The 24,311-nt window shown below is 74.0% G+C and carries 16 protein-coding genes; 6 read left to right on the top strand and 10 right to left on the bottom strand.

The window, feature by feature from the left end:
• Window positions 1–15 precede the first annotated feature (15 nt).
• Window positions 16–957 carry a tetratricopeptide repeat protein gene (locus PO879_RS11545; protein WP_278235042.1) on the top strand — a complete coding sequence of 314 codons (942 nt, stop codon included), beginning with the start codon at window positions 16–18 and terminating at the stop codon, window positions 955–957.
• Window positions 958–1,088: 131 nt separating this feature from the next.
• Here the strand turns inward: PO879_RS11545 and glgB are convergent, their stop codons facing one another.
• From glgB to glgX, 6 genes are all read right to left on the bottom strand, one after another.
• Complete coding sequence (gene glgB, locus PO879_RS11540; protein ID WP_278235041.1) at window positions 1,089–3,308, bottom strand: 1,4-alpha-glucan branching protein GlgB; 2,220 nt, start codon at window positions 3,306–3,308, stop codon at window positions 1,089–1,091.
• 63 nt (window positions 3,309–3,371) lie between these two features.
• Window positions 3,372–4,736: a phosphotransferase gene (locus PO879_RS11535; RefSeq protein ID WP_278235040.1), complete on the bottom strand. Its 1,365-nt coding sequence runs from the start codon at window positions 4,734–4,736 to the stop codon at window positions 3,372–3,374.
• 5 nt (window positions 4,737–4,741) lie between these two features.
• The gene (treS, locus tag PO879_RS11530; protein WP_278235039.1) at window positions 4,742–6,526 is read right to left on the bottom strand and encodes a maltose alpha-D-glucosyltransferase; all 1,785 of its coding nucleotides are present in this window, start codon (window positions 6,524–6,526) and stop codon (window positions 4,742–4,744) included.
• Window positions 6,523–8,586 carry an alpha-1,4-glucan--maltose-1-phosphate maltosyltransferase gene (locus PO879_RS11525; protein ID WP_278235038.1) on the bottom strand — a complete coding sequence of 688 codons (2,064 nt, stop codon included), beginning with the start codon at window positions 8,584–8,586 and terminating at the stop codon, window positions 6,523–6,525. Before PO879_RS11525 ends, treS begins: the two co-directional genes overlap by 4 nt.
• A 59-nt stretch (window positions 8,587–8,645) precedes the next feature.
• Window positions 8,646–10,343, bottom strand: coding sequence for an FAD-binding dehydrogenase (locus tag PO879_RS11520; protein ID WP_278235037.1), 1,698 nt, complete (start codon window positions 10,341–10,343; stop codon window positions 8,646–8,648).
• Window positions 10,344–10,364: 21 nt separating this feature from the next.
• On the bottom strand, window positions 10,365–12,605 hold the full coding sequence (glgX, locus tag PO879_RS11515; RefSeq protein WP_278235036.1) for a glycogen debranching protein GlgX: 2,241 nt from the start codon (window positions 12,603–12,605) through the stop codon (window positions 10,365–10,367).
• 153 nt (window positions 12,606–12,758) lie between these two features.
• On the opposite strand from glgX, the gene PO879_RS11510 reads away from it, so the two are divergent.
• Both PO879_RS11510 and PO879_RS11505 read left to right on the top strand, forming a co-directional pair.
• Complete coding sequence (locus PO879_RS11510) at window positions 12,759–13,562, top strand: electron transfer flavoprotein subunit beta/FixA family protein (RefSeq protein WP_278235035.1); 804 nt, start codon at window positions 12,759–12,761, stop codon at window positions 13,560–13,562.
• 14 nt (window positions 13,563–13,576) lie between these two features.
• Window positions 13,577–14,554 (top strand): electron transfer flavoprotein subunit alpha/FixB family protein, encoded by a 978-nt coding sequence (locus PO879_RS11505; protein WP_278235034.1) that lies wholly within the window; start codon window positions 13,577–13,579, stop codon window positions 14,552–14,554.
• Between the two features lie 159 nt (window positions 14,555–14,713).
• On the opposite strand, the gene PO879_RS11500 is transcribed toward PO879_RS11505, so the two are convergent.
• The 4 genes from PO879_RS11500 to PO879_RS11485 are packed head-to-tail and all read right to left on the bottom strand — an operon-like array spanning window position 14,714 to window position 18,240.
• Window positions 14,714–14,956: a MoaD/ThiS family protein gene (locus PO879_RS11500; protein WP_278235033.1), complete on the bottom strand. Its 243-nt coding sequence runs from the start codon at window positions 14,954–14,956 to the stop codon at window positions 14,714–14,716.
• Window position 14,957: 1 nt separating this feature from the next.
• The gene (gene moaA / locus PO879_RS11495) at window positions 14,958–16,040 is read right to left on the bottom strand and encodes a GTP 3',8-cyclase MoaA (RefSeq protein WP_278235032.1); all 1,083 of its coding nucleotides are present in this window, start codon (window positions 16,038–16,040) and stop codon (window positions 14,958–14,960) included.
• An 8-nt stretch (window positions 16,041–16,048) separates the two neighbouring features.
• Window positions 16,049–16,930, bottom strand: coding sequence for a DUF6457 domain-containing protein (locus PO879_RS11490; protein ID WP_278235031.1), 882 nt, complete (start codon window positions 16,928–16,930; stop codon window positions 16,049–16,051).
• Entirely contained in the window at window positions 16,927–18,240 is a 1,314-nt protein-coding gene (locus PO879_RS11485; RefSeq protein ID WP_278235030.1) for a molybdopterin molybdotransferase MoeA, read from the bottom strand. Before PO879_RS11485 ends, PO879_RS11490 begins: the two co-directional genes overlap by 4 nt.
• Before the next feature lie 358 nt (window positions 18,241–18,598).
• Here PO879_RS11485 and PO879_RS11480 point away from each other — a divergent pair, with 358 nt between their 5' ends.
• The 3 genes from PO879_RS11480 to PO879_RS11470 are packed head-to-tail and all read left to right on the top strand — an operon-like array spanning window position 18,599 to window position 23,954.
• The gene (locus tag PO879_RS11480; RefSeq protein ID WP_278235029.1) at window positions 18,599–19,984 is read left to right on the top strand and encodes an MFS transporter; all 1,386 of its coding nucleotides are present in this window, start codon (window positions 18,599–18,601) and stop codon (window positions 19,982–19,984) included.
• Window positions 19,981–22,278, top strand: coding sequence for a molybdopterin oxidoreductase family protein (locus PO879_RS11475; protein WP_278235028.1), 2,298 nt, complete (start codon window positions 19,981–19,983; stop codon window positions 22,276–22,278). Before PO879_RS11480 ends, PO879_RS11475 begins: the two co-directional genes overlap by 4 nt.
• Window positions 22,275–23,954 (top strand): FAD-dependent oxidoreductase, encoded by a 1,680-nt coding sequence (locus tag PO879_RS11470; RefSeq protein WP_278235027.1) that lies wholly within the window; start codon window positions 22,275–22,277, stop codon window positions 23,952–23,954. The genes PO879_RS11475 and PO879_RS11470 overlap by 4 nt, the downstream gene beginning before the upstream one ends.
• Window positions 23,955–24,311 lie beyond the last annotated feature (357 nt).

Genomic DNA, 24,311 nt, shown 5'->3' with positions numbered 1-24,311 from the left:
TCGTAGGATGTTCCCATGAGCACTCCCACGCCCGAGCCGAGCTTCAGCCCGCGCGGCGCCGTCGACCTGTCGGCCCTGAACCGACCCCAGTCCCCGCCCCCCGGGGAGCCGGGCGGCGCACCGACGGCCGGGGGGTTCGTCGTCGACCTGACCGACGCGAACTTCCAGCAGGTCGTCCAGGACTCGACGACGTACCCCGTCGTCGTCCTGCTGTGGATGCCCACGGACCAGGCGAACGCCGACCTCGGCACCACGCTGGGCCGGCTCGCCGACGAGTACGCCGGACGCTTCCTGCTGGGACGCGTCGACGCCAACGAGTACCCGCAGATCGCGGCGGCGTTCCAGCCGCAGGGCGTCCCCACCGTCGTCGCCGTGCTGCAGGGGCAGCCGCTCCCGCTGTTCGCGGGAGCCGCCTCCGAGGAGCAGATCCGCGGTGTGCTGGACCAGGTCCTCGCCGCCGCCGAGCAGAACGGCGTGACGGGCCGCGTCCCCGGTGCCGGCGCCGAGGAGCCGGAGCAGCCCGCCGAGGAGCCGGAGGAGCCGCTGCCGCCGCTGCACCAGGAGGCCTACGACGCCATCGAGCGCGACGACCTCGACGCCGCGGCGACCGCCTTCTCCCGGGCGGTCACCCAGGACCCCACCGACGCCCAGGCCGTGGCGGGTCTCGCCCAGGTGCGCCTCATGCAGCGCACCCGCGGTGCCGATCTGCAGCAGGTGCGCACCGCTGCGGCGGACGCACCGGCCGACGTCGACGCCCAGCTCGCCGTCGCCGACATGGACATGCTCGGCGGGAAGGTCGACGACGCGTTCGACCGGCTGCTGCAGCTCATGCCCGGCGCCGACGCGGACGACAAGGAGAAGCTGCGGGCGCGGCTCGTCGACCTGTTCGAGGTCGTCGGGACGTCCGACTCCCGGGTCGTCAAGGCCCGCAAGAAGATGATGATGTTCCTGTACTGAGCCGACGTGGCTCGGGCGGTGCGCCGTCGCGCTCACGGGCGCTGCGCGCCCTGCGCTTCCCGTCTGACGACGGCGCACCGCCCGAGCCACGTCGGCTCGTGCGTGTCGACGACCGGGCCGGCCGGCGGGGCTCAGCGCGGGGCGAGGACCAGGGCACCGAGCGGCGGGACCCGCAGGGCCGCCGACTGCGCGCGGCCGTGCCAGGGGGTCTCCTCGGCGACGACGTCGCCGACGTTGACCACGCCGGAGCCCCCGTACTCGACCGCGTCGGTGTTCAGCACCTCGGTCCAGGCGCCGCCGTGCGGCAGACCGAGCCGGTAGCCCTCGTGGGGCACGCCCGCGAAGTTCACGACCACCACGACCGGTGAGCCGTCGGCCGCCCGCCGGACGTAGGCCAGCAGGTTGCGGCCGGCGTCCCCGGCCTCGATCCACTCGAAGCCGGACCCGTCGAAGTCGCGTTCCCACAGCGACGGCGTCGCGCGGTAGAGGTGGTTCAGGTCTCGCACCAGGCGCTGCACGCCCGCGTGCCCGGCGTCCTCCAGGCTCCACCAGTCCAGACCGGTGCCCTCGTTCCACTCGGCCTCCTGGGCGAACTCGCTGCCCATGAACAGCAGCTGCTTGCCCGGGTGGGTCCACTGGTAGGCGAGGAAGGAGCGCACCCCGGCGAGCTGCTGCCACCGGTCGCCGGGCATCTTGCGCAGCAGCGAGCCCTTGCCGTGCACGACCTCGTCGTGGCTGATGGGCAGCACGTACTGCTCGGAGAACGCGTAGACCAGCGAGAACGTCAGCTCGCCGTGGTGGTGGCTGCGGTACATCGGGTCCTTGGCGACGTACTGCAGCGTGTCGTTCATCCATCCCATGTTCCACTTCAGGCCGAACCCGAGACCGCCCGAGTCGGTGGGCCGGGTCACCCCGGGGAAGGCCGTGGACTCCTCGGCGATCATCAGCACGCCGGGGGTACGGCGGTAGGCGGTCGCGTTGGCCTCCTGGATGAAGCTGATCGCCTCGAGGTTCTCGCGCCCGCCGTGGACGTTCGGGGTCCACTCGCCCTCGTTGCGCGAGTAGTCGAGGTAGAGCATCGACGCGACGGCGTCGACGCGCAGGCCGTCGGCGTGGAACTCCTCGAACCAGTAGGTGGCGTTCGCGACGAGGAAGTTGCGCACCTCGCGCCGGCCGAAGTCGAAGACGTAGGTGCCCCAGTCGGGCTGCTCGCCGCGTCGAGGGTCGGCGTGCTCGTACAGCGGGGTGCCGTCGAACCGCGCCAGGGCGAAGTCGTCCCGCGGGAAGTGCGCGGGCACCCAGTCGAGGATGACGCCGATGCCGGCCTGGTGCAGCCGGTCGACCAGGAACCGGAAGTCGTCGGGGGAGCCGAACCGCGACGTCGGCGCGTAGTAGCTCGTGACCTGGTAGCCCCACGACCCGCCGAACGGGTGCTCGGCCACGGGCAGCAGCTCGACGTGGGTGAAGCCCTGCTCGACGACGTACTCCGTGAGCTGCTCGGCGAGCTCGCGGTAGCCGAGGCCGGGGCGCCAGGAGCCGAGGTGCACCTCGTAGACGCTCATCGGGCCGCCGTGCTGGTCCCGGGACGCCCGTCGGGTCATCCAGTCGTGGTCGTCCCAGGTGTAGTCGCTGTGCACGACGACGGAGGCGGTCGCGGGCGGCACCTCGGTCGCCTTCGCCAGCGGGTCGGCCTTGGCGCGCCAGGTGCCGTCCGGGCCGCAGATCTCGTACTTGTAGCGGGTGCCGGGGCCGACGCCGGGCACGAAGATCTCCCACACGCCGCTGGAGCCGAGGGAGCGCATCGGGTGCACCGACGTCCAGCGGTTGTGGTCGCCGACCAGGCGCACGCCGCGGGCGTTGGGCGCCCACACCGCGAAGGAGGTGCCGACGACGTCGCCGCGCGCGCTGGGGTAGACGTGCCGGTTCGCGCCGAGCACCCGCCACAGCTCCTCGTGGCGGCCCTCGCCCACCAGGTGCAGGTCGACCTCGCCCAGCGAGGGCAGGAAGCGGTACGGGTCGTCGGCGGTCTGGACGTCGTCGCCGTAGCGGGTCCGGACCCGGTAGTCGGGCACGTGCCGGGTGCCGTCGTCGTCCGTCAGGGCCGGGACGACCGCGCTCCACACTCCGCCGGCCTCGTGGGTCGCGGGCTGCTCGACGTCCCCGTCGGGTCCGGCCGCGAGGACCACGACCTCGTCGGCCAGGGGGCGCAGCACCCGCACCACCGCCGACGGCGGACTGTCCCCGTCGACGGGCAGCAGGTGCGCGCCGAGCACCGCGTGCGGGTCGTGCGTGGTGCCGCGCGCGACGGCGGTCAGGAGTTCCGGGTCGACAGCAGATGGCACGGACGTCATGTCCTCCACCCTTCCACTTCCTGGTCGGGGCCGCGTCCGCAACACGCACGCGGCGTGGCCGCGTCAGTCCCGCAGCAGCCGGTCCACCGCACCCAGCGGGATGGGCAGCCAGGTGGGCCGGTGGTGGGACTCGTAGACCACCTCGTACAGCGCCTTGTCCAGCACGAGGGCGTCGAGCACCGTCGCGGCGGTCTCGGGGTCGAGGCCGGACGGGGCGGGGGCCGCGTCGCGGTACCCGGCGAGGAACGCCTCGGCCGCCTCCGCCTGCCACGCCGCCGGGTCGGGCGCCTCGGCGACCGCCGCGGCGTAGTCGAAGGACCGCAGCATGCCCGCGACGTCGCGCAGGGGCAGGTCCGGTGCGGTCCGCTCGTCGACCGAGCGCTGCGGCTCGCCCTCGAAGTCGAGGACCTTCCAGCCCTCGCCGAACAGCGTCTGGCCCAGGTGCAGGTCGCCGTGGATGCGCTGGGTCGCGACCGGCTCCGGCAGGGCCGCCAGCCGCTGCTCGAGGTCGTCCAGCAGCGCCGAGATCTCCGCCGCCCGCGGGGCGAGCACGTCGGCCTCGGCCACGGCGCGGTCGGCGCGCCGGCGCAGCCCGGCGACGAACCGGGCGGCGTCCAGCGGCGGGCCGACGGGCAGCAGCCTGGCCATCCGCTGGTGGAGCTCGGCCACGAGGCGTCCCAGGTCGCGGGAGTGCTCGGCGAAGGACTCGCCGCGGCTGGCCAGGTCGCAGGCCAGCTCGAACCCGTCCTCGGCGTGCGGCACGAGCTCGGACAGGATCGCCAGGTGCACCGGGCTCTCGGTCGAGTCGTCGGCGTCGATCTCCAGCGCGCCGAGGAACCGCGGGACGCCCTCCCAGCCGTCGGCCGTCAGCGCCTGGGGCACGACGACGTCGGGGTGGGGCCCGTCGGCGATGGTGCGCAGGATCTTGAGCATCCCGCCCGCACCGCCGGGGGAGGGCACCCCCGGCAGGATCACCGACGTGTTGGACTGCTCGCCCGCCAGGACCCGACCGCGCTCGGTCAGGGTCGCGGCGTCCCCGCCGATGCCCATGGCACGCAGCAGCAGCACCCAGCAGGCCGGGTTCGCGCCGCCGTCGTGCACGGCGATCTCGCCTGAGGCGGTCTCCACCGTGCCGATGTGCCCCAGGCTGACGTGCTCGGGGTCGCTGAGCACCAGCGGCACCTGGGCGAGGAGCTCGCCGCCGGGCAGCTCGGGCCCCACGAGGCGCGTGAGCAGCAGCACGACGTCGCCGTGCGCGCCGTCGGCCCCGGCGACGTCGGCCCCTTCCTGGTCGAACGTCACCGCCAACCAGGGCTCGGCGCGCACGGACGTGCCGCCGGGGAACCAGCGCTGCGTCGGCAGCCAGGCCGCGAGCAGCTCACCGACGCTCGGGTCGGGGGCTGCGTGCTGGACGGAGACGTCGATCATCGGGCCTACCCTTCGTCGTCGCTCGGGTCCGGGGGAGTGGCCAGGAGCCAGTAGAAGTCGCGCGAGCCCCAGGACAGCTGCACCGTGCCGTCGGCGGACACCTGGGGGAACCGGCCGCCGCCGAAGAGGTCGGTCAGCGTCCAGCCCTCCATGCCGGGCAGCGAGACCGTGGCCGACCGCGCCGTCGTGGACAGGTTGGCGGCCACCACGAGCTGTTCGTCGCCGGACCGCACGAAGGCGAGGATCGCCTCGTCGTCCACCTCGCAGGCGCGGAAGTCGCCGGTGCCGAACGTCGGGTGCAGCCGCCGTACGCCCAGCATTCCGTGCACCCAGTGCAGCAGGGAGGTCGGCTGCGCGAGCTGTGCCTCCACGTTGATGTGGTGGTAGTGGTGCACCAGCGACTGGTTCAGCGGCAGGTACAGCTTGCCCGGGTCGGCGGTGGAGAACCCGGCGTTGCGGTCGGGCGTCCACTGCATCGGCGTGCGCACGGCGTCGCGGTCGGGCAGCCAGATGTTGTCGCCCATGCCGATCTCGTCGCCGTAGTACAGGCACGGGCTGCCCGGCAGGGACAGCAGCAGGGCGTGGGCGAGCTCGATCTCCTTGCGGGAGTTGTCCAGCAGCGGCGCGAGCCGACGGCGGATGCCCACGTTGGCGCGCATGCGCGGGTCGTGGGCGTACCACCCGTACATCGCGGCGCGCTCCTCGGTCGAGACCATCTCGAGGGTGAGCTCGTCGTGGTTGCGCAGGAACGTGCTCCACTGCCCGCCGGCGGCCGGGATCTCGGGGGTGTCGGCCATGATGTCCAGGAGCTGGGTGGCCCGCTGGTCGCGCAGGGCGTAGAAGATGCGCGGCATCACCGGGAAGTGGAAGCACATGTGGCACTCCGGGTCCTCGCTGGTCCCGAAGTAGTCCACGACGTCGTGCGGCCACTGGTTGGCCTCGGCCAGCATGATCCGGCCGGGGAACTCCTCGTCGATCATCGCCCGCACCCGCCGCAGGAACTCGTGCGTGCGCGGCAGGTTCTCGCAGTTGGTGCCCTCCTCCTCGTACAGGTAGGGCACCGCGTCGAGCCGGAAGCCGTCCACGCCGGAGCGCAGCCAGAACCGGACGACGTCGAACATCGCCTCGGCGACCTTCGGGTTCTCGTAGTTCAGGTCCGGCTGGTGGCTGAAGAACCGGTGCCAGTAGTACTGGCGGCGCACCGGGTCGAAGGTCCAGTTCGAGGTCTCGGTGTCGACGAAGATGATCCGCGCGTCCTGGTAGCCGGAGTCGTCGTCCGACCACACGTAGAAGTCGCCGTAGGGGCCCTCGGGGTCGGAGCGGGACGCCTGGAACCAGGGGTGCTGGTCGCTGGTGTGGTTCATGACCAGGTCGATGATGATCCGGATGCCGCGCGCGTGCGCCGCCTCGATGAGCCGGCCGAAGTCCTGCAGCGACCCGTACTGCGGGGCGATCGCGGTGAAGTCCGCGACGTCGTAGCCGCCGTCGCGCTGGGGGGACGGGTAGAAGGGCGGCAGCCACAGGCAGTCGACCCCGAGCCACTGCAGGTAGTCGAGCCGGTCCATGACCCCGCGCAGGTCTCCCGACCCGGCGCCCTCGGAGTCGGTGAAGCTGCGGACCATGACCTCGTAGAAGACCGCCTTGCGGTACCAGTCCGGGTCCTCGACCAGGCCGGGCTTCGGCAGCGGCGGCGGTTCCGGCTGGCGCCGCGGCGGCAGCGCCTGGACGGGGATCTGGCGGGTGATGGGGCGCGGGACGTCCACGCCACCGGTCTGCGCGGAGGCATTCATGCGGGCACCACCTTCAGCACGTGACCGACCTGCACCTGCGGTTCGAGACGGACGTAGGGATGGCGCCCCCAGGGATAGCTGACACCGGACAGCTCGTCGTGGACGGTGAAGAAGGGCTGGTCCTCGACGTCGTCGGGAGCGTCCAGGCCGAGGGCATCGTGATCGAGCAGCACGGTCGACTCCTGGGGGTGGTGGGGGTCGAGGTTGATCACCACGAGCACGACGTCGTCGTGGCCGGACCCGGGACGGCCGGCCGCGGGCAGGTGCTCGGCGCGGACACGCCGCGAGTAGGCGATCACCTGGGGGTTGGTCGTGGGATGGACGGTCAGGTTGCGCAGCTGCTGCAGGGCCGGGTGGTCGCGACGGATCTCGTTCAGCCGCCGCAGCAGCGTCGAGATGCCGATGTCGTCGGCGGCCGACCAGTCGCGCGGCCGGTACTCGTACTTCTCGTTGTCGATCTGCTCCTCGACGCCCGGGCGGGGCACGTTCTCCACGAGCTCGTAGCCCGAGTAGATGCCCCACGTGGGGCTGCCGGTCGCCGCGAGCACGGCCCGCACGGCGAACCCGGCGACGCCGCCGTGCTGGAGGTACGGCGGCAGGATGTCGTGCGTCGTGGGCCAGAACGCGGGCCGCATGACGGCGCCCTGCTCCCCGGACACCTCGGCCAGGTACTCCGTGATCTCCTCGCCGGTGTTGCGCCAGGTGAAGTAGGTGTACGACTGGTGGAACCCGATCCGCCCGAGCGTCTGCATCATGGCGGGCTTGGTGAACGCCTCGGACAGGAAGATCACCTCCGGGTTCGTGGCGCGGACCTCCGCCAGCAGCCACTCCCAGAAGTCCAACGGCTTCGTGTGCGGGTTGTCCACCCGGAACAGCGTGACCCCGCGGTCGATCCACAGCCGCACGATGCGCAGGACCTCGTGGGAGAGCCCGACCGGGTCGGTGTCGAAGTTCAGCGGGTAGATGTCCTGGTACTTCTTCGGCGGGTTCTCCGCGTAGGCGATGGACCCGTCCGCGCGGACGGTGAACCACTCCGGGTGCTCGGCGACCCACGGGTGGTCGGGCGAGCACTGCAGCGCCAGGTCCAGGGCGACCTCGAGACCCTGGCCGCGCGCGGCGTCCACGAAGGCGGTGAAGTCCTCGGCGGTGCCCAGGTCCGGGTGGATCGCGTCGTGCCCGCCGTCGGGCGAGCCGATCGCGTAGGGGCTGCCGGGGTCCCCGGGCTCGGCCTCGAGGGTGTTGTTGCGGCCCTTGCGGAACGTCGTGCCGATGGGGTGGACCGGGGTGAGGTAGACGACGTCGAACCCCATCGCGGCGATGGCGGGCAGGCGCTCCGCGGCGGTGGCGAAGGTGCCGGACCGCCAGGTGCCGTCGGCGTCGCGGGTGGCCCCCTCGGACCGGGGGAAGATCTCGTACCAGGCGCCGGTCTGGGCCAGCCGGCGGTCCACCTGCAGCGGGTAGGTGGCGCTCGCCGAGACCAGGCGGCGCAGCGGGATGTGCTGCTGGGCGTCGCGCACGGTGTGCTGGGTGGCCATGGCGAGGCGGGCCTCGGCGGGGCGCGTGGTGTCGGCCAGCTCCCGGGCCACGCGGTCCAGGAGTTCCGCGTCCTCGGCGTTGCGGCGCTGCTGCAGGCGCGGGGCGACGATCTGCTCGAACAGCAGCGCGCCCTCGGCGAGCATGAGGTCGACGTCCTGCCCGGCCGCGACCTTGATCGTGGCGTCGTGGGCCCAGGTGGCGTACGGGTCCGACCAGGCCTCGACGCGGAACGACCAGTCGCCCGGGGCGTCGGGCTGCAGGAACCCCTGGAACCGGTCGAGCCCGGGGGCGACGTCCCGCATGGGGGCCCACGAGTGCAGACGCCGGTCGGGGGTGAACAGCACGGCGGTGGCGCTGACGGCGTCGTGACCCTCGCGGAAGACGGTGGCCTCGACCGGGACGACCTCGCCGGGAGTCGCCTTCGCGGGCCAGCGTCCGCCCTCGACGACGGGGGAGACCTCGATGACGGGGATGCGACCGATGGGATGGGGCGGGGCGGGCTTGGGCGACGTCACGCCCCCCACGCTAGTCAGACGGGCCGGGGAGTGCGCGCCAACATGCCCGGACACCCGGTGGTCCGTCGTCACCGGTCCGCGGCCAGCGCCCGACCGGTGACGCGGCCGGTGTGCAGGCACCCGCCCAGGAACGTGCCCTCGAGGGTCCGGTGGCCGTGCATGCCGCCACCCCCGAACCCGGCGGCCTCCCCGACCGCCCAGAGCCCGTCCAGCACGGAACCGTCCTCGCGCAGCACCCGGCCGGACGGGTCGCACCACAGCCCGCCGAGGGTCTTGCGGGTCAGCACGGACAGCCGCACGGCGAGCAGCGGGCCGTCCTTCGGGGTCGTCAGCGGCCGCGGCGGGCTGACGCGCATCATCCTGTCCACGCGGAAGTCGCGGGCGGCGCGCGTGGCCACCACCTGCGGGTCCTTGCCCAGGCCGGAGGCGACCTGGGCGTCGCGGGCGCGGACGACGGCGGCGAGCCGCGCCGGGTCGACGTGCCCGCCCGAGCCCGGGGTCGCCGCGGTCAGCGCGTTCATCCGGCCCGCGAGCTCCTCGGGGGAGTCCGCCCACAGGAACTCGGGGGAGGACTCGGCGAACCGGGCCACGGGTCCGACGGCGCCGGGCAGCACGCGCTGGGCGAGCAGGCGGACGTCCTTGCCGGTCAGGTCCGGGTTCTGCTCGGAGCCGGACAGCGCGAACTCGGTCTCCATGATCGCCCGGTTCAGCACGAACCAGGAGTGGTCGTCCCCGCGCCCCGTGACGTGCTGCAGCGCTCCGAGGGCGTCGAACCCGGGGAACAGCGGCGCCGGCAGCCGACCGCCGTCGGCGTCCAGCCACAGCGAGGACGGCCCGGGCAGGATGCGGATGCCGTGGTTCGTCCACACGGGCGAGTGGTTGGCGATGCCCTCCGGGTAGTGCCACATGCGGTCCTGGTGCACCAGCGCCGCCCCCGCGTGGGCGGCGTGGCCGAGCATCAGGCCGTCGGTCGAGTCGGGCACGCCGGAGAGCATCCGGGCCGGCAGCGCGCCGTGCCCGGGGTCCCAGTGCTCGCGCGCCAGGTCGTGGTTGGCACCGATGCCGCCGGAGGCCACCACCACCGCCCCGGCGGTGAGCTCCTCGCCGCCGACCACCTCGCGCGAGGACGGCTCGCCCCGCAGGGCGCCGTCGTCGGCCAGGATCTCGGTGCGCACGCCCGTGACGCGGCCGTCGGTGACCACCAGCCCGGTGGCCCGCCGGCGGAAGCGCAGGTCGAGCAGTCCGGCCGACCGCGCCTCCAGCGCCGCGGCGACGAACGGTGCGAGGACGGCCGGGCCGGTGCCCCAGGTGACGTGGAACCGCGGGACGGAGTTCCCGTGAGCGGTCCCGTGCCCGGGTCCGAAGGGATACCCGCCGCGCTCGGCCCACTGCACGAGCGGGAACCAGCGCACCCCCTTGGCGTGCAGCCACGAGCGCAGGTCACCGGCGGCGGCCTCGACGAAGTGCTTGGCCCAGGCGTACCCGTGCCGGTCGGGACCCTCGCCGTCCTCGGCGCCGGGGGCGAACCGCGCGGACCCGAGCCAGTCGGACCAGGCGAGCTCGGCGGAGTCGTGCACGCCGAGCCGACGCTGCTCGGGGGAGTCCACGAGGAACAGCCCGCCGAAGGACCACCAGGCCTGCCCGCCGAGGGAGGCCTCCGGCTCCTGGTCCAGCAGGATCACGCGGCGCCCGGCCGCGGTGATCTCGGTCGCGGTGACCAGGCCCGACAGGCCCGCTCCGATGACGATGACGTCGGCGTCTGTCATGCGGGCAGTCTGGCAGACCCGTCAGCGCCGTGCCACGAACACCTCCACGCTCAACGACTCCACCAGCGCCGTGCCCGGGGCCTCCTCCTCGTCCGCCTGCTCGGGCCCCTCGGGCGCGTCCCACGTCGAGCTCCATACCCGCTGCCACGGTCCTGCCCCGTCGAGGGTCTCGGGCAGCGTGAGCTCGGCGTCCTCCAGCCCGCCGTGCAGCACGCACAGCACGTCGGCCTCGTCGTCGCCCGGGCCGGGGCGCAGCATCTGGATGATGCGCCGTCCCTCGTGGGACCACGCCTCGCCGTCCATGGGTGCGCCGTCGGCGTCGTACCAGAGCAGGTCGGGGTGCTCCTCGCCCGGTCGGGGCGAGCCGAGGAAGAACGACTCCGCCCGCAGGGCCGCGTGCTCGGCGCGCAGGCCGACCAGGTAGCGCGCCGTGGCCAGCAGCTCGGAGTTCGCCGTGTCCAGGTCCCAGTCGACCCAGGAGATTTCGGTGTCCTGGGCGTAGGCGTTGTTGTTCCCGCCCTGGGTGCGGCCCATCTCGTCCCCGGCGGTGATCATCGGGGTGCCCGCGGCCAGCAGCAGCGTCGCCAGCAGGTTGCGCTGCGAGCGGCGGCGCAGCGGCACGACGGCAGACCACGGCTCGGTGGTGGCGTCGTCGCCCTCGGGGGCGTGACCCTCGATCCCGTGGTTCCACGACCGGTTGTCGTCGGTGCCGTCGCGGTTGTCCTCGCCGTTGGCCTGGTTGTGCTTGTGGTCGAACGAGACCAGGTCGGCGAGGGTGAAGCCGTCGTGGGCGGTGACGTAGTTGACCGACGCGACCGGCCCGCGCATCAGCGGCGGGTCCGAGTGCCCGAACAGGTCCGCCGACCCGGCCAGCCGGGTGGTGAGCTCACGCAGACCGTGCATCGGCGCGCCGTGCGACCCGGCCCGGGCGGACTCCAGCCAGAACGAGCGCGTGGCGTTGCGGAAGCGGTCGTTCCACTCCGCCATCGGGGCGGGGAACCGCCCGGTCTGCCACCCGCCCGGGCCGACGTCCCAGGGCTCGGCCACCAGCTTGAGACCGGACAGCACGGGGTCGGTGCGCAGCGCGGACAGGAACGGGTGGTCGGGGGTGTAGCCGTCGTGGTCGCGCCCGAGGGTGACGGCGAGGTCGAACCGGTAGCCGTCCACGCCGATCACCTCGGCCCAGTACCGCAGGGAGTCCAGGGCCATCTGCACCACGCGGGTGCGGCGGAAGTCCAGGGTGTTGCCCGTGCCGGTGACGTCGGCCAGCCGGGCCGGGGTGCCGCCGTCGTGCAGGTAGTACAGCGTGTTGTCCAGGCCGCGCCACGACAGGTGCAGCGCGTCGTCGCCGCCCTCGCACGTGTGGTTGTAGACGACGTCCAGCAGCACCTCGATCCCGGCCTCGTGTAGCAGCTGCACCATGCCGCGCACCTCGTCCACGACCGCCGCCGGGCCCGCCTCGCGGGCGGCCGCAGTGGCGTAGGCGGCGTGCGGGGCGAAGAAGCCCATCGTGGAGTAGCCCCAGTAGTTCGTCAGCCCGCGGCCGGCCAGCCAGGGCTCCGCCGTCGAGGCGTGGATGGGCAGCAGCTCCAGCGTGGTCACGCCGAGCGCCTGCAGGTGCTCGATGACCGCGGGGTGCGCCAGCCCGGCGTAGGTGCCGCGCAGCTCCTCGGGCACGCCCGGGTGCTGCAGCGTCAGCCCGCGCACGTGGGCCTCGTAGACCACCGTGTCGGCCCAGGGGACCCGTGGCCGGGACATCCGCGGCAGCGCGGGCAGCTCGGCGGTGACCACGGCGTGCGGGACGAACGGCAGCGAGTCCTCCGGGTCGGGGCCGCCGTCGTCGTCCGCGCCCCCGCGCAGCGTCGCCGGGACGTAGGCGAGGTCGCCCTCGATGCCGCGGGCGTACGGGTCGAGGATCAGCTTGGCCGGGTTGTGGCGCATGCCGGAGTCCGGGTCCCACGGACCGTGCACGCGGAACCCGTAGCGCTGTCCCGGGGCGACGTCGGGCACGTGCCCGTGCCAGACGCCGTAGGTCGGGCCGTCCAGCTCGATGCGCCGCTCGGCGTAGCGCTCCGGGTCGTGCTGGTCCTTCTCGGGGGCGACGACGTCGATCAGGCACAGCTCCACCCCGTGCGCGTGCGAGGCGAGCACCGCGACGTCGATGCCGCCGTCGGGCGTGGTGCGCACCCCCAGCGGCGGGACGTGGCTGCGGGTGCGGGTGGGTCGGGTCAGCGGGGTGACCTTCGGTCGGGCGGCCTCCATGGACCCATGGTGGACTGTGCGGCGCCGAAGGTCACCTCGGCGTCGCGCCATGCGGACACGTGCCGGGGCGGTGCACGGCGACGAGTAGGCTCGGCCCGAGGGCGGTCCACACCGCCCCGACCCTGATCCTCGAGACTGTCGGAAGGGTTCCTCGTGCGCATCGTCGTTCCCGTCAAGTACGTGCCGGACATCAACGCCGAACGGAAGTTCGTGGACTGTCGGGTGGACCGCGACCCGGCCGTGGGGACCCTCAACGAGCTCGACGAGAACGCCCTGGAAGCCGCGCTGCGGATCGTCGAGGCCCTCGACGAGGCCGAGCAGGAGACGAGCGAGATCGTCGCGCTGACCGTCGCCCCGCCCGAGGGCGACGTGGCGTTGCGCAAGGCGTTCCAGATGGGGGTCGACCGCGGCGTGCGGGTCTCGGACGACGCGCTCGCCGGGTCCGACTACTCCGGCACGACGGCGGCGCTCGCGGCCGCGGTGCGACGGCTGGAGACCGAGGGGCCCGTCGACCTGGTGATCACCGGGATGGCGGCCCTGGACGGTCTGGGCTCGGTGGTGCCGGCGCTGCTGGCCGCGACGCTGGGCCGGCCGTCCGTGACGTTCGCCAAGACGGTCGCCGTGGCCGACGGAACGCTGCAGGCCACCCGCGAGACCGACGAGGCGACCGAGTCGCTCACCGCGCCGCTGCCGGCCGTGCTGTCCGTGGCCGACACCGCCAACCGGCCGCGGTTCCCGAACTTCAAGCTCATCATGGCGGCTCGTTCCAAGGAGATCGAGCAGTGGACGGCGGCCGACCTGGGCCTGGAGCCCGGGGCCGTCGGCACGGCCGGCGCCCGGACCGAGACCACGCTGGCTGCGCCGCGCCCGGAGAAGCCGCCGGTCGAGCTCGTCCAGGACAAGGGCGAGGGCGGCAAGGCCCTCGCCGAGTACCTCATCCGCCACGAGCTGGTCTGAGAAGGAGCCCACCGATGACGAACCGCACCGTCCTTGTCCTCCTCGACCCCGCGGGCGAGGTCCGTCCCAGCGTCCTGGAGCTGCTGACGATCGGCCGCACGCTCGGTCGCGTCGAGGCCGTCACGCTGGAGGCACCGAGCGTCGAGGCGCTCGCCCAGCTCGGCGCCTACGGCGTCGAGACCGTCCACCAGGCCGAGCTTCCCGCCGACCTGCGCGGGGACGCCCGGCACCTGTCCGCCGTCGTCGCCGCCGTGCTGACCGCCGCCGTGCGGCTCACCGACGCCGACGTCGTGCTGGCGCCCTCGACCTTCGGTGCCAAGGAGGCCGTGGCCCTGGCCGGGCACGCGCTGGGCGCCGGTGTCATCATCGACGCCGCCGGCGTGGCCGAGGACGACGCCGGGCACGTCGTGGGCACCAAGCGGGTCTTCGCCGGCTCCTGGGACACCGTCAGCCGGGTCACCACCGACGTGGCCGCGCTGACCGTCCGGGCCAACGCCGTCGTCCCGCAGCCGGCCGAGGCCGCGGTGGCCACCGAGGTCGAGGGCTTCGCCGTCGCGGTCGACGCCGTGCTGCCGGCCGTCACCGCCCGGACCGAGAAGGCCCGCGACTCCGACCGCCCGACGCTCGAGGAGGCCGCGGTCGTGGTGGCCGGCGGGCGTGGCACCGAGGGCGACTTCGGGCCGGTCGAGGCGTTCGCCGACGCCGTCGGCGGGGCCGTCGGCGCGACGCGCGACGCCGTGTTCGAGGGCTGGTTCGACCGCTACATCGGGCAGACGGGCGTGACGATCGCCCCGCGCCTGTACGTCGGCGCGGGTGTCTCCGGCGCTCCGCACCACCGCGGCGGCATGCAGGCCTCGCAGGTCATCGTCGCGGTGAACAACGATCCCGAGGCGCCGATCTTCGAGATCTGCGACTTCGCCGTGGTCGGCGACCTGTCCGACGTGCTCGGCCAGGCGGCCGAGGTCATCCGCGCCCACAAGCAGCAGGCCTGACGGCCGCTTCCGTCACCGCCCCGACGTCGTGCTGGCGTTGTGGGCGTGAAATCTGCAGGTCTCAGGCACCTGAGACCTGCAGATTTCACGCCCACAGCGGGGGTCGGAGCTCGGGGTGCTCGCTCGCGTGGTGAGGCGAGCGACAGCGCGCCGCAGGAGTCAGCCGCCGGCGAACGGCGGCAGCACGTCGAGCGTGGCGCCGTCGGGCACGACGTCGTCCGGCGCGGCCCTCCGGCCGTCCAGCAGCACCGAGCAGCGGGACAGCACCGGCGCCGCCTCGGGCGCCCCCGCGCTCAGCCGGCCGACGACGTCGGCGACCGTCGCGCCGTCGTCCACCGTCGTCGTCTCCCCGGCACGGCCCAACGCCGCCCGGGCCGCCGCGAAGTAGCGCAGCTCCAGCACCTCAGCCCCCGATCGCGCTCATCGTGCGGTCCGGCTGGACGAACGACGGGTCGTCCATCCCGTGCCCGGCCCGCTTGCCCCACATCGCGGTCCGCCACCGGTCGGCCAGCACCGCGTCGGAGGCGCCCTCGCGCAGCGGACCGAGCAGGTCGGTCTCGGTGTGCGCGAACAGGCAGTCGCGGATGCCGCCCTCGGCGGTCAGGCGCGTGCGGCGGCAGTCGCCGCAGAACGGCTCGGTCACCGAGGCGATGATGCCGACCCGTCCGAGCCGCTCGCCCGTGTCGCGGGAGCGGACGACGAACCGTTCGGCCGGGGCGCCGTCGCGCGGCTCGGCGTCGGGGCCGAGGTCGAAGCGCTCGCCCAGCAGGCCGCGCACCTCGGCGGCCGTCACCATCGCCGTGCGGTCCCAGGCATGGTCGGCGTCCAGGGGCATCTGCTCGATGAACCGCAGCTCGAAGCCGCGCTCCAGGCACCAGGACAGCAGGTCGGCGGCGTGGTCCAGGTTCACCCCGCGCACCAGCACCGCGTTGATCTTGACCAGGTCGAACACGCGGGCCGCCGCTTCGATGCCGGCCAGCGTGCGCTCCAGGTAGGGGCGGCGGGCCAGGCGGGCGAACGTGTCCGGGTCGAGCGTGTCCAGGGAGACGTTGATGCGGTCCACTCCCGCGGCGCGCAGCCCTTCGGCGCGGGAGTCGAGCCCGATCGCGTTGGTGGTCAGGCTGATCTCCGGGCGCGGGTCGAGGGCTGCGACGTCGGCGACGATCTCGGCGAGGTCGCCCCGCAGCAGCGGCTCGCCGCCGGTGAACCGGACCTGGCGCACGCCGAGGTCCCGGACGGCGACGCCGACCAGCCGGGCGATCTCGTCGCGGGACATCACCTTCTCGCGCGCCAGGGAGGGCAGTCCCTCGGCCGGCATGCAGTACGTGCAGCGCAGGTTGCACCGGTCGGTGAGCGAGACGCGCAGGTCGGTGGCGACCCGGCCGAAGGTGTCCACCAGACCCGGGGTGTCCGGCCGGTCGGCGGGCAGCGTCGCGTCGCGCCACGAGGTCGGCAGGCGGGGGATGCCCAGGTCGACGAGCGTCATGGGAGTCCTCAGGTCGTCTCGGGCCGCCAGCCCAGGGCCAGGCGGGCGGTGCGTTCGGCGGTGTCGTCGTCGGGTGCGGCATTGCCCGCCGCGGCGGCGAGCCCGCGGGCGTAGCCGACGAGGTAGGTCGTCACCGGCGCGGCGGGCCGCGCGACGTGGTGGGCGGCGTCGCGGGCGAGGTCGAGCACCTCCGTGACGTCGATGCTGTCGGCGGGCAGCTGCAGGTCCCGCTCGACGGCGGACACCCAGCTGGCGAGCACGGTGGGGACGTCGTCGGTCATGGGGGTCTCCTCCTCGATGCGGCTCCGGGCCGGGCGCGCCGAGAGCCTGTTCACATCGTCCCAGGTATCGACGTCGTCGCTCATCCCTGTCTCGTCGGGCAGCGGAAGGAGGTCGAGACGAGCCACGAGTCGGCGCACGGACGCCCCGTGCGGGTCGAGTCCGTCGAGCGCGCGGGTCAGCGCCGCGCGGCGGTACAGGCCGGTCAGCCACTGGGCACGCCCGGCGTGTTCCAGGTGCACGCCGTCGAGGCTCGTGAACCCGTCGGCGGTCTCGACCAGCGGGCCGACGGCGGCCGCCGCCCCCGGCACGTCCACGGCGAGCAGGAGGATCCACTCGGGCGCGGCGGGCCGCTGCAGGGCCGTCAGCCCGGCGGCCAGCCCGGCGACCGGGCCGCCGAAGGGCGGGTCCTCGAGGGTCACGACGACGTCGTCCCGCTCGGTGAGCGAGCGCAGGTCGGCCGGGCCGACGACGGCGGTGCGGTCGGCGCCGGTCGTCGCGGACAGCACGTGGTCGAGCAGGCGGGTGCCGCCGACGACGACCTCCGGCTTGGCGGCACCGCCCAGCCGGGTGGCGCGGCCGCCGGCGAGGACGACGGCGTCGTACCTCATCGAGCCTCCGGGAGCGGGACGTGGGGGAGTCGGTCGCCGGGGGCGACGTGGGCGACCTCGGCGGGCACGACGACGAGCGCGTCGGCGTGGGCGAGGGCGGAGAGCTGGTGGCCGCCGCGACCGGCCGGCGTGACGCCGTCGGGCCGGGTGACCACGGGGACCACCTGCTCCTTGTCGGGCGGGCTGGACCATCCGGTGGCGGCGCGGACGGCCGTGGCGGGTCGGTCCGGACGGCCGGCGAGGCGTCGCACCGCGGGCAGGGCGTACAGCGCGGTCGAGACGAAGGCGCTGACGGGGTTGCCGGGGACGGCGACCCAGGGAGCCCCGCGCCAGGAGGCCAGGGCCTGCGGCTTGCCGGGACGCATGGCGACGGTGGTGACGTCGACGTCGGCCGCCGATCCGGAGGCGAGCAGCTCGCGCACGACGTCGCTCGCCCCGGCGGACACCCCGCCGGAGGTGACGACCAGGTCCACCCCTCCCGTTGTGGGCATGAAATCTGCAGGATCGTGGCGGTCCGGACCTGCAGATTTCACGCCCACAACGTGGTCCAGGGCGGCGCGCAGGGCGTCCGCGTCGTCCGGGACCGCGCCGATGCGCACGACGTCGGCGCCGGCGGCGCGCACGAGCGCGGCGAGCATGAGGGAGTTGGAGTCGGCGATCGTGCCGGCCTCGGTGGTCCCGAGCGGGGCGAGCTCGGAGCCCGTGGACAGCACGGCGACCCGGGGACGACGGCGCACCGGCAGCTCGACGAGCCCGGCGGCGGCCGCGGTGGCGACCAGACCCGGGCCGACGACGTCCCCGGCGCGGGCGATCGGGTCGCCACGGCGCAGGTCCGTGCCCGCGCGACGGACGTGGTCGCGGGCCTGCCGGGACAGGGTCACGGTGCGCTCCGTCGTCGGCTCACCGGCCACGAACCGGCTCGTGGAGGTCCGCTCGACCGGGACGACGGCGTCGCACCCCGCCGGTAACGGCGCCCCGGTCATGATCCGGACCGCTCCGCCGTCGGCTGCTCCGCCGCTGCCCACAGCATCTGCGGCGGATGCGGGGGAGGGGACACCGGGTCGCCGGTCGCCCCGGACCTCCAGCGTCACCGACGAGCCGTCGTCGGGCAGGTCGGCGGACCGCACCGCGTACCCGTCCATCGCCGCATGGTCGAAGGCCGGTACGGGCGCCGCGGCGACGACGTCCGCGGCGAGGACCAGGCCCACCACGGCGGGGTCGTCGACCCGCACGGACGCGGCGGCCACCGGCCGCACGCGCGCGAGCGCCGCCGCGGTGTGCTCGGCGATGGTGCGCGGTCCGCTGGTCATACCGATCACTCTAGGGACGGCGTGTGTCGGCGATGCAGCACCGTTCTCACAGCACGACGCCGTCGGGTGTGAGATGCTCGGACGGTTCGTCCGCCCGGGCCCTCCGTGCCTCGTGACTCGCGACGACCCGCCGTCGGCCGGTCGTCCGGATGCTGGATGAACTTCTCACAGCCCCCATGATCCGGGTGAGAGTTTTGGCTCATGGGAAGTTCACGGCTCGTGACCGTGACGTGAAACACCCGCTTCCTACTGTCGTCGTACCGGCCCGACGCTGAGCCGGTCCGGTACCCGGCACCCGCCGGGGATCGAGACCCCCGCCCGGCGACGCCGGGTGACGACCACGGATGGGAGAACGTCGATGGTTGCTCCGACGAGTGGCACCACCGAGACCGAGCCGGTGCCCACCGGCCCGGGCACCGACACTGCCGAGGCGCCCGCGCGCCCGGTCCACCGCTCCGGACGGTGGATCGACCACTGGGACCCCGAGGACCCGGTCTTCTGGCGTAACGGCGGCCGGACCATCGCCCGTCGCAACCTGTGGATCTCGATCTTCGCGGAGTTCCTCGGGTTCTGCGTCTGGGCGATCTGGTCCATCGTCGTCCCGCAGCTCCCCGACGCCGGGTTCGCCCTGACCACCGACCAGATGTTCTGGCTCGTGGGCCTGCCGGCCCTCGTCGGCGCCTCGCTGCGTGTGCCCTACACGCTGGCCGTGCCGGTCTTCGGCGGGCGCAACTGGACGATGATCTCCGCGGCCCTGCTGCTGATCCCCACCTTGTCGCTGGTGTGGGTCGTCCAGCGGCCCGAGACCTCGTTCGGCGTGCTGCTGGCCATCGCGGCGCTCGCAGGCTTCGGCGGCGGCAACTTCGCCTCGTCGATGGCGAACATCTCGTTCTTCTTCCCCGAGAAGGAGAAGGGTGCCGCGCTCGGCTGGAACGCCGCCGGCGGCAACATCGGCACCGCCGCCGTGCAGTTCGTCGTCCCGCTGGTGATCGTCACCGCCGCCGGGGTCTCGCTGCCCCGCGCCGGATGGGTGTTCATCCCCTTCATCCTGCTGGCCGTGCTGCTGGCCTGGCGCTTCATGGACAACCTGTCCACGGCCAAGGCGGACCCGCGGTCCTTCGGCGTCGCGGCGCGGGAGAAGCACACCTGGCTGATCTCCTTCATCTACATCGGCACGTTCGGCAGCTTCGTCGGGTTCGCCGGGGCCTTCCCGACGCTCCTGAACAGGGAGTTCCCCGAGGTCACCCTGTCCCTGGCGTTCATGGGCGCCCTGGTCGGTTCGGTCACCCGTCCGCTCGGCGGCTGGATCGCCGACCGCGTCGGCGGTGCCGTGGTCACGGTGCTGAGCTTCGTGGTGATGGTCGTCGGCGCCTTCGGAGCCATCCAGGCGCTCGGCACCGGCTCCTTCGGGCTGTTCTTCGGATCGTTCATGCTGCTGTTCGTCGCCACCGGCGTCGGCAACGGATCGGTCTACCGCATGATCCCGGCCACCTTCCGGATCGCGAACGTCGCCGGCGGCGGTGCGGCGACGGCGAAGGCCGCGGCAGGCTGCATCGGCATCGCCGGTGCCGTCGGTGCCTTCGGCGGCTTCCTCATCCCGCGCGGGTTCGCGATGTCCGACACCGCCACCGGCTCGCTGGTCCCGGCCCTGTGGGCGATCATCGGGGTCTACGTGGTCATGGCTCTGCTCACCTGGGCCGTCTACGGTCGCCGCAACAGCGAGATGGGGGCTGCTCGGGTATGAGCAGCTCGATCGTGCCGGCGTCCACGGGCCCGCACAAGACGCACTGCCCCTACTGCGCCCTGCAGTGCGGCATGGAGCTCACGCCCGTCGAGGGAACGGCGTCGTCGACGCCGGCCCCCGGCGGGCGTGAGCCCCTGCCCGTGACCGTGAACCCGCGCGACTTCCCCACCAACGCGGGGCGGCTGTGCCAGAAGGGCTGGACCGCCGCCGCGGTGCTGGACGTCCCGGACCGGATCACGACCCCGCTCGTGCGCGGCGCCGACGGCGAGCTCGCCCCGGCGACCTGGGACGAGGCGCTCGAGCTGATCACCGCCCGGGTCCGCGCGATCCAGGCCGAGCACGGACCCGAGGGCGTCGCGATCTTCGGCGGCGGCGGGCTCACCAACGAGAAGGCCTACGCGCTCGGCAAGTTCGCGCGCACGGTGCTGCGCACGCCGAACATCGACTACAACGGCCGGTTCTGCATGTCGTCCGCGGCGGCCGCGGGCAACCGCGCCTTCGGCGTCGACCGCGGCCTGCCGTTCCCGCTCACGGACCTCGGCGGTGCCGAGGCGATCCTGCTGCTCGGCTCGAACCCGGCCGAGACCATGCCGCCGTTCGTGCAGCACCTGGCCGGCGCCCGCGGCGCCGGCGGCCTCGTCGTCGTCGACCCGCGGCGGTCCGCCACGGCCCGGCTGGCCGAGGACGGCCAGGGCGAGCACGTCCAGCCGGTCCCGGGCACCGACCTGGTGGTGCTGCTGGCCCTGCTGCACGTCGTCGTCGCCGAGAAGCTCGTCGACAGCGGCTACCTCGCCGACCGGACCAGCGGGTACGACGACGTCGTGCGGTCCGTCTCCGCCTGGTGGCCGGAGCGCGCCGAGACCGTCTGCGGCGTCCCCGCCGAGGAGCTGCGTCGGCTGGCGCGGCGGCTCGCGGCCGCCTCCCCGGCGCGCGGCGGGCGCGGCGCCTACGTCCTGACGGGCCGCGGGGTGGAGCAGTCCGCCCAGGGCACCGCGACGGTGACCGCGGCGATCAACCTGGCTCTCGCGCTCGGCCTGGTCGGCCGCGAGGGCTCCGGCTACGGCTGCCTGACGGGCCAGGGCAACGGCCAGGGCGGACGCGAGCACGGGCAGAAGTCGGACCAGCTGCCCGGCTACCGCAAGATCGACGACCCGGCAGCGCGCGCCCACGTCGCCTCCGTGTGGGGCGTAGACCCGGAGACCATCCCCGGGCCGGGCAAACCGGCCGTGGCGCTGCTGAACTCCCTGGCCACGCCGGGCGGGCCGCAGGCGCTGTTCGTGCACGGCTCGAACGTGCTGGTCTCGGCGCCGAACGCCGACCGCGTCCGCGAGCGCCTGGAGGCGTTGGACCTGCTGGTGGTGTGCGACTTCGTCCCCTCCGAGACCGCCCGGATCGCCGACGTCGTCCTCCCGGTGACGCAGTGGGCCGAGGAGGAGGGCACGATGACGTCCCTGGAGGGGCGCGTCATCCGGCGACGGCAGGCCGTGGACGCGCCGGGCCAGGCGCGCTCGGAGCTGTGGCTGCTGGCCGAGCTGGCCCGACGGCTCGGCTCGGACGTGCACTTCGGTACGGACCCGGCCGAGGTCTTCGACGAGCTCGCGCGGGCCTCCGCCGGGGGACCGGCCGACTACTCCGGGCTCTCGCACGCCCGGCTGGACGCTCACGAGGACGGCGGCGGCGCCGGGCTGTACTGGCCGTGCCCGGCCCCGGCCCCGGCCCCGGCCGACGCGCCCGCCGACGCCTCGGGCGACGGGCGTGACGGATCACCGGCCGGCGGCGAGCACCCCGGGACGCCCCGGATGTTCCTGGACTCCTTCGGCACCCCGGACGGTCGGGCCCGCATGGTGCCGGTCGACCACGGCGGCCCGGCCGACGACGTGCGCGGCGACGCCCCGACCTACCTGGTCACCGGCCGCGTCCTGCAGCACTACCAGTCCGGCGCCCAGACGCGCCGGGTGCCCGACCTCGACCGGCTGGTCCCCGAGCCGTACGTCGAGCTGCACCCGCAGCTCGGCCTGCGCGTCGGTGTCGCCGACGGCGACCGGGTCCGGCTGACCTCGACCCGCGGCGTGGTCGAGGCGGTCGCCCGCTGGACCGACGCCGTGCGGCCCGAGGTCGTGTTCATGCCGTTCCACTGGGGCGGCCTCGGCGGCGTCAACCGGATCACCAGCGACGCCGTCGACCCGATCAGCTCCATGCCCGAGTTCAAGGTGTGCGCGGTCCAGGTGAGCCCTTCCGGGCCCACCACCGCGTCCACGCAGGACGACCACGACACCCAGGAGGTGCCGGTATGACGCTCCACGTGCCGACGAAGATCGTCGTCGTCGGGAACGGCATGGTCGGTTCCCGGTTGGTCGACGAGCTGGTGCGCCGCAGCGCGGGCGCCTTCGACATCACGGTGCTCGGCGCCGAGCCGTACGAGCCGTACAACCGGGTGCTGCTCAGCGACGTCGTCGCGGGCCGCACCGACGTCGCGGCGATCTCCATGCCCGAGGTCGGCGGCGACCACGTCACGGTGCTGCGCGGCGTCGTGGCGTCGTCGGTCGACCGCGTCCGTCGGACCGTCACCGACGACGCGGGCGCCGTGCACCCGTACGACCACCTCGTGCTGGCCACCGGGTCGCGAGCCCGCATCCTGCCGCTGCCGGGTCTGCGGGACGACGACGGCGCCCCGTACCTGCCGGGCGGGGTGCACGCCCTGCGCACCCTCGACGACGCCCGGGACATCGTGGCGGGCAGCGTCAACAGCTCGCGCGCGGTCGTCGTCGGCGGCGGCGTGCTCGGGGTGGAGTCCGCCTACGGGCTGGCCGCCCGCGGGCTCGCGGTCACGTTGGTGGACACCGGGACGGCGCCGATGAACCGCCAGCTCGACACCGAGGCCGGCGCGGTGCTGGCCGCGGGACTCGAGTCGCACGGCGTGACGGTCCGCTCCGGGGTGCGGCCCAGCGAGGTACTGGTCGCCGGCGGCCGCGCGGTCGGCGTGCGCGTCGACACCGGCGACGGGGGTGACGGGGAGGTGCTGGCCGCCGGGCTCGTCGTGCTGACCACCGGCACCGTGCCGGAGACCGGGATCGCGGCCGACGCCGGTCTGCCCACCGACCGGGGTGTCGTCGTCGGGCACGACCTGGCCAGCCCGGCCGACCGGCGCGTCTTCGCGATCGGCGACTGCGCCCAGCCGCCGCAGGGGTCGCGGGGTCTGGTCGCTGAGGGCTGGGACCACGCGCGTCGTCTCGCCGACCACCTGGCCTCCCTCGTGGCGGCCCGCGAGGACGCCTCCCGGCGGGCGGTGGACCGGCCGCGCGAGCACCTGCGCTTCCCCCACGAGGGGGAGCGGCCCTCGATGGCGGTGCGGCTCGGCACGCTGCTCGCCACGCGGGCGGCCACCGACGAGGGCGTCGACACCCGGGGCACCGACGTCGTGAAGGTCAAGGCCGGCCCGCTGAGCGTGGTCTCGATGGGCGCGGCTGGCACGGGCCGCGCGACGCGCCCCGGGGAGCGGGCCGTCCGGCTCGCGGACCCCGCCGGCGGGCGGTTCGTCGAGGCCGTCGTGGCCGAAGGGCTGCTGGTGGGCGCGACCTGCGTGGGTGACGCCCGGGTCGCGGCCGACCTGACCGCGGCCTACACGCGTCGCACCCCGGTTCCCGTGGACCCGGCGTTCCTGCTCCTGACACCGGTGATGCCGAGCGCGGAGCCCGCCACCTCGCCGGAGCACATGCCCGACGATGCGATGGTGTGCCGCTGCAACGGCGTCTCCAAGCACGACATCACGGCGTGCTGGGACGACGGCGCCCGGAGCGCGGACGACATCGCCGCCGCCACCCGCGCGACCACCGGGTGCGGCAGCTGCACCGAGGCGGTGTGCGGCCTCGCGGACTGGCTCGGGTCGACCCGCGGCGGCGACCCGTCCGGGGCTGAGCCGGCCTCGGAGGCCGACGCGGAGCCCGAACCGGCCGGGCTCGCCACGGTGTGAGCCTGCCCCTGAGCCCCGGGGCGCCCGACGGACCCCTCGCCGTCGGGCGCCCCGGACGTCTGCCCGCCGGTGCCCGCCGAGGTAGGCGACCGTGGACCGAGGTAGGCGAGTTCCCCGTAAGGTAGGCAAGGTTCTGCCGAAGTAGGCAAATTCCCCGTCAGGTAGGCAGCTCTGAGCCGAGGTAGGCGAGCTGCACGTCAGATGGGCAGCCGTTCGGCGGGAGCGTTGCCTACCTCGTCCCGAGGTTGCCTACCTCGGCGGAGGGTTGCCTACCTCGGCAGGATGCGTCCGGCTTCTCTCACGCGGGCCCGGGACGGCGTGAGCAAGATGTTCGCATCAGGTAACCCCTCCCTGACG

The sequence above is a fragment of the Isoptericola sp. AK164 genome (assembly GCF_029643425.1).
Classification (GTDB): domain Bacteria; phylum Actinomycetota; class Actinomycetes; order Actinomycetales; family Cellulomonadaceae; genus Isoptericola; species Isoptericola haloaureus.
This window is presented reverse-complemented; position numbering and strand designations above follow the sequence as displayed.

Bases quoted from the DNA above. Each gene is read 5' to 3' on its own strand.
- PO879_RS11545 (WP_278235042.1), top strand. From the start codon at position 16: ATGAGCACTCCCACGCCCGAGCCGAGCTTCAGCCCGCGCGGCGCCGTC.
- glgB (WP_278235041.1), bottom strand. From the start codon at position 3,308: ATGACGTCCGTGCCATCTGCTGTCGACCCGGAACTCCTGACCGCCGTC.
- PO879_RS11535 (WP_278235040.1), bottom strand. From the start codon at position 4,736: ATGATCGACGTCTCCGTCCAGCACGCAGCCCCCGACCCGAGCGTCGGT.
- treS (WP_278235039.1), bottom strand. From the start codon at position 6,526: ATGAATGCCTCCGCGCAGACCGGTGGCGTGGACGTCCCGCGCCCCATC.
- PO879_RS11520 (WP_278235037.1), bottom strand. From the start codon at position 10,343: ATGACAGACGCCGACGTCATCGTCATCGGAGCGGGCCTGTCGGGCCTG.
- glgX (WP_278235036.1), bottom strand. From the start codon at position 12,605: ATGGAGGCCGCCCGACCGAAGGTCACCCCGCTGACCCGACCCACCCGC.
- PO879_RS11505 (WP_278235034.1), top strand. From the start codon at position 13,577: ATGACGAACCGCACCGTCCTTGTCCTCCTCGACCCCGCGGGCGAGGTC.
- moaA (WP_278235032.1), bottom strand. From the start codon at position 16,040: ATGACGCTCGTCGACCTGGGCATCCCCCGCCTGCCGACCTCGTGGCGC.
- PO879_RS11490 (WP_278235031.1), bottom strand. From the start codon at position 16,930: ATGAGGTACGACGCCGTCGTCCTCGCCGGCGGCCGCGCCACCCGGCTG.
- PO879_RS11485 (WP_278235030.1), bottom strand. From the start codon at position 18,240: ATGACCAGCGGACCGCGCACCATCGCCGAGCACACCGCGGCGGCGCTC.
- PO879_RS11480 (WP_278235029.1), top strand. From the start codon at position 18,599: ATGGTTGCTCCGACGAGTGGCACCACCGAGACCGAGCCGGTGCCCACC.
- PO879_RS11475 (WP_278235028.1), top strand. From the start codon at position 19,981: ATGAGCAGCTCGATCGTGCCGGCGTCCACGGGCCCGCACAAGACGCAC.
- PO879_RS11470 (WP_278235027.1), top strand. From the start codon at position 22,275: ATGACGCTCCACGTGCCGACGAAGATCGTCGTCGTCGGGAACGGCATG.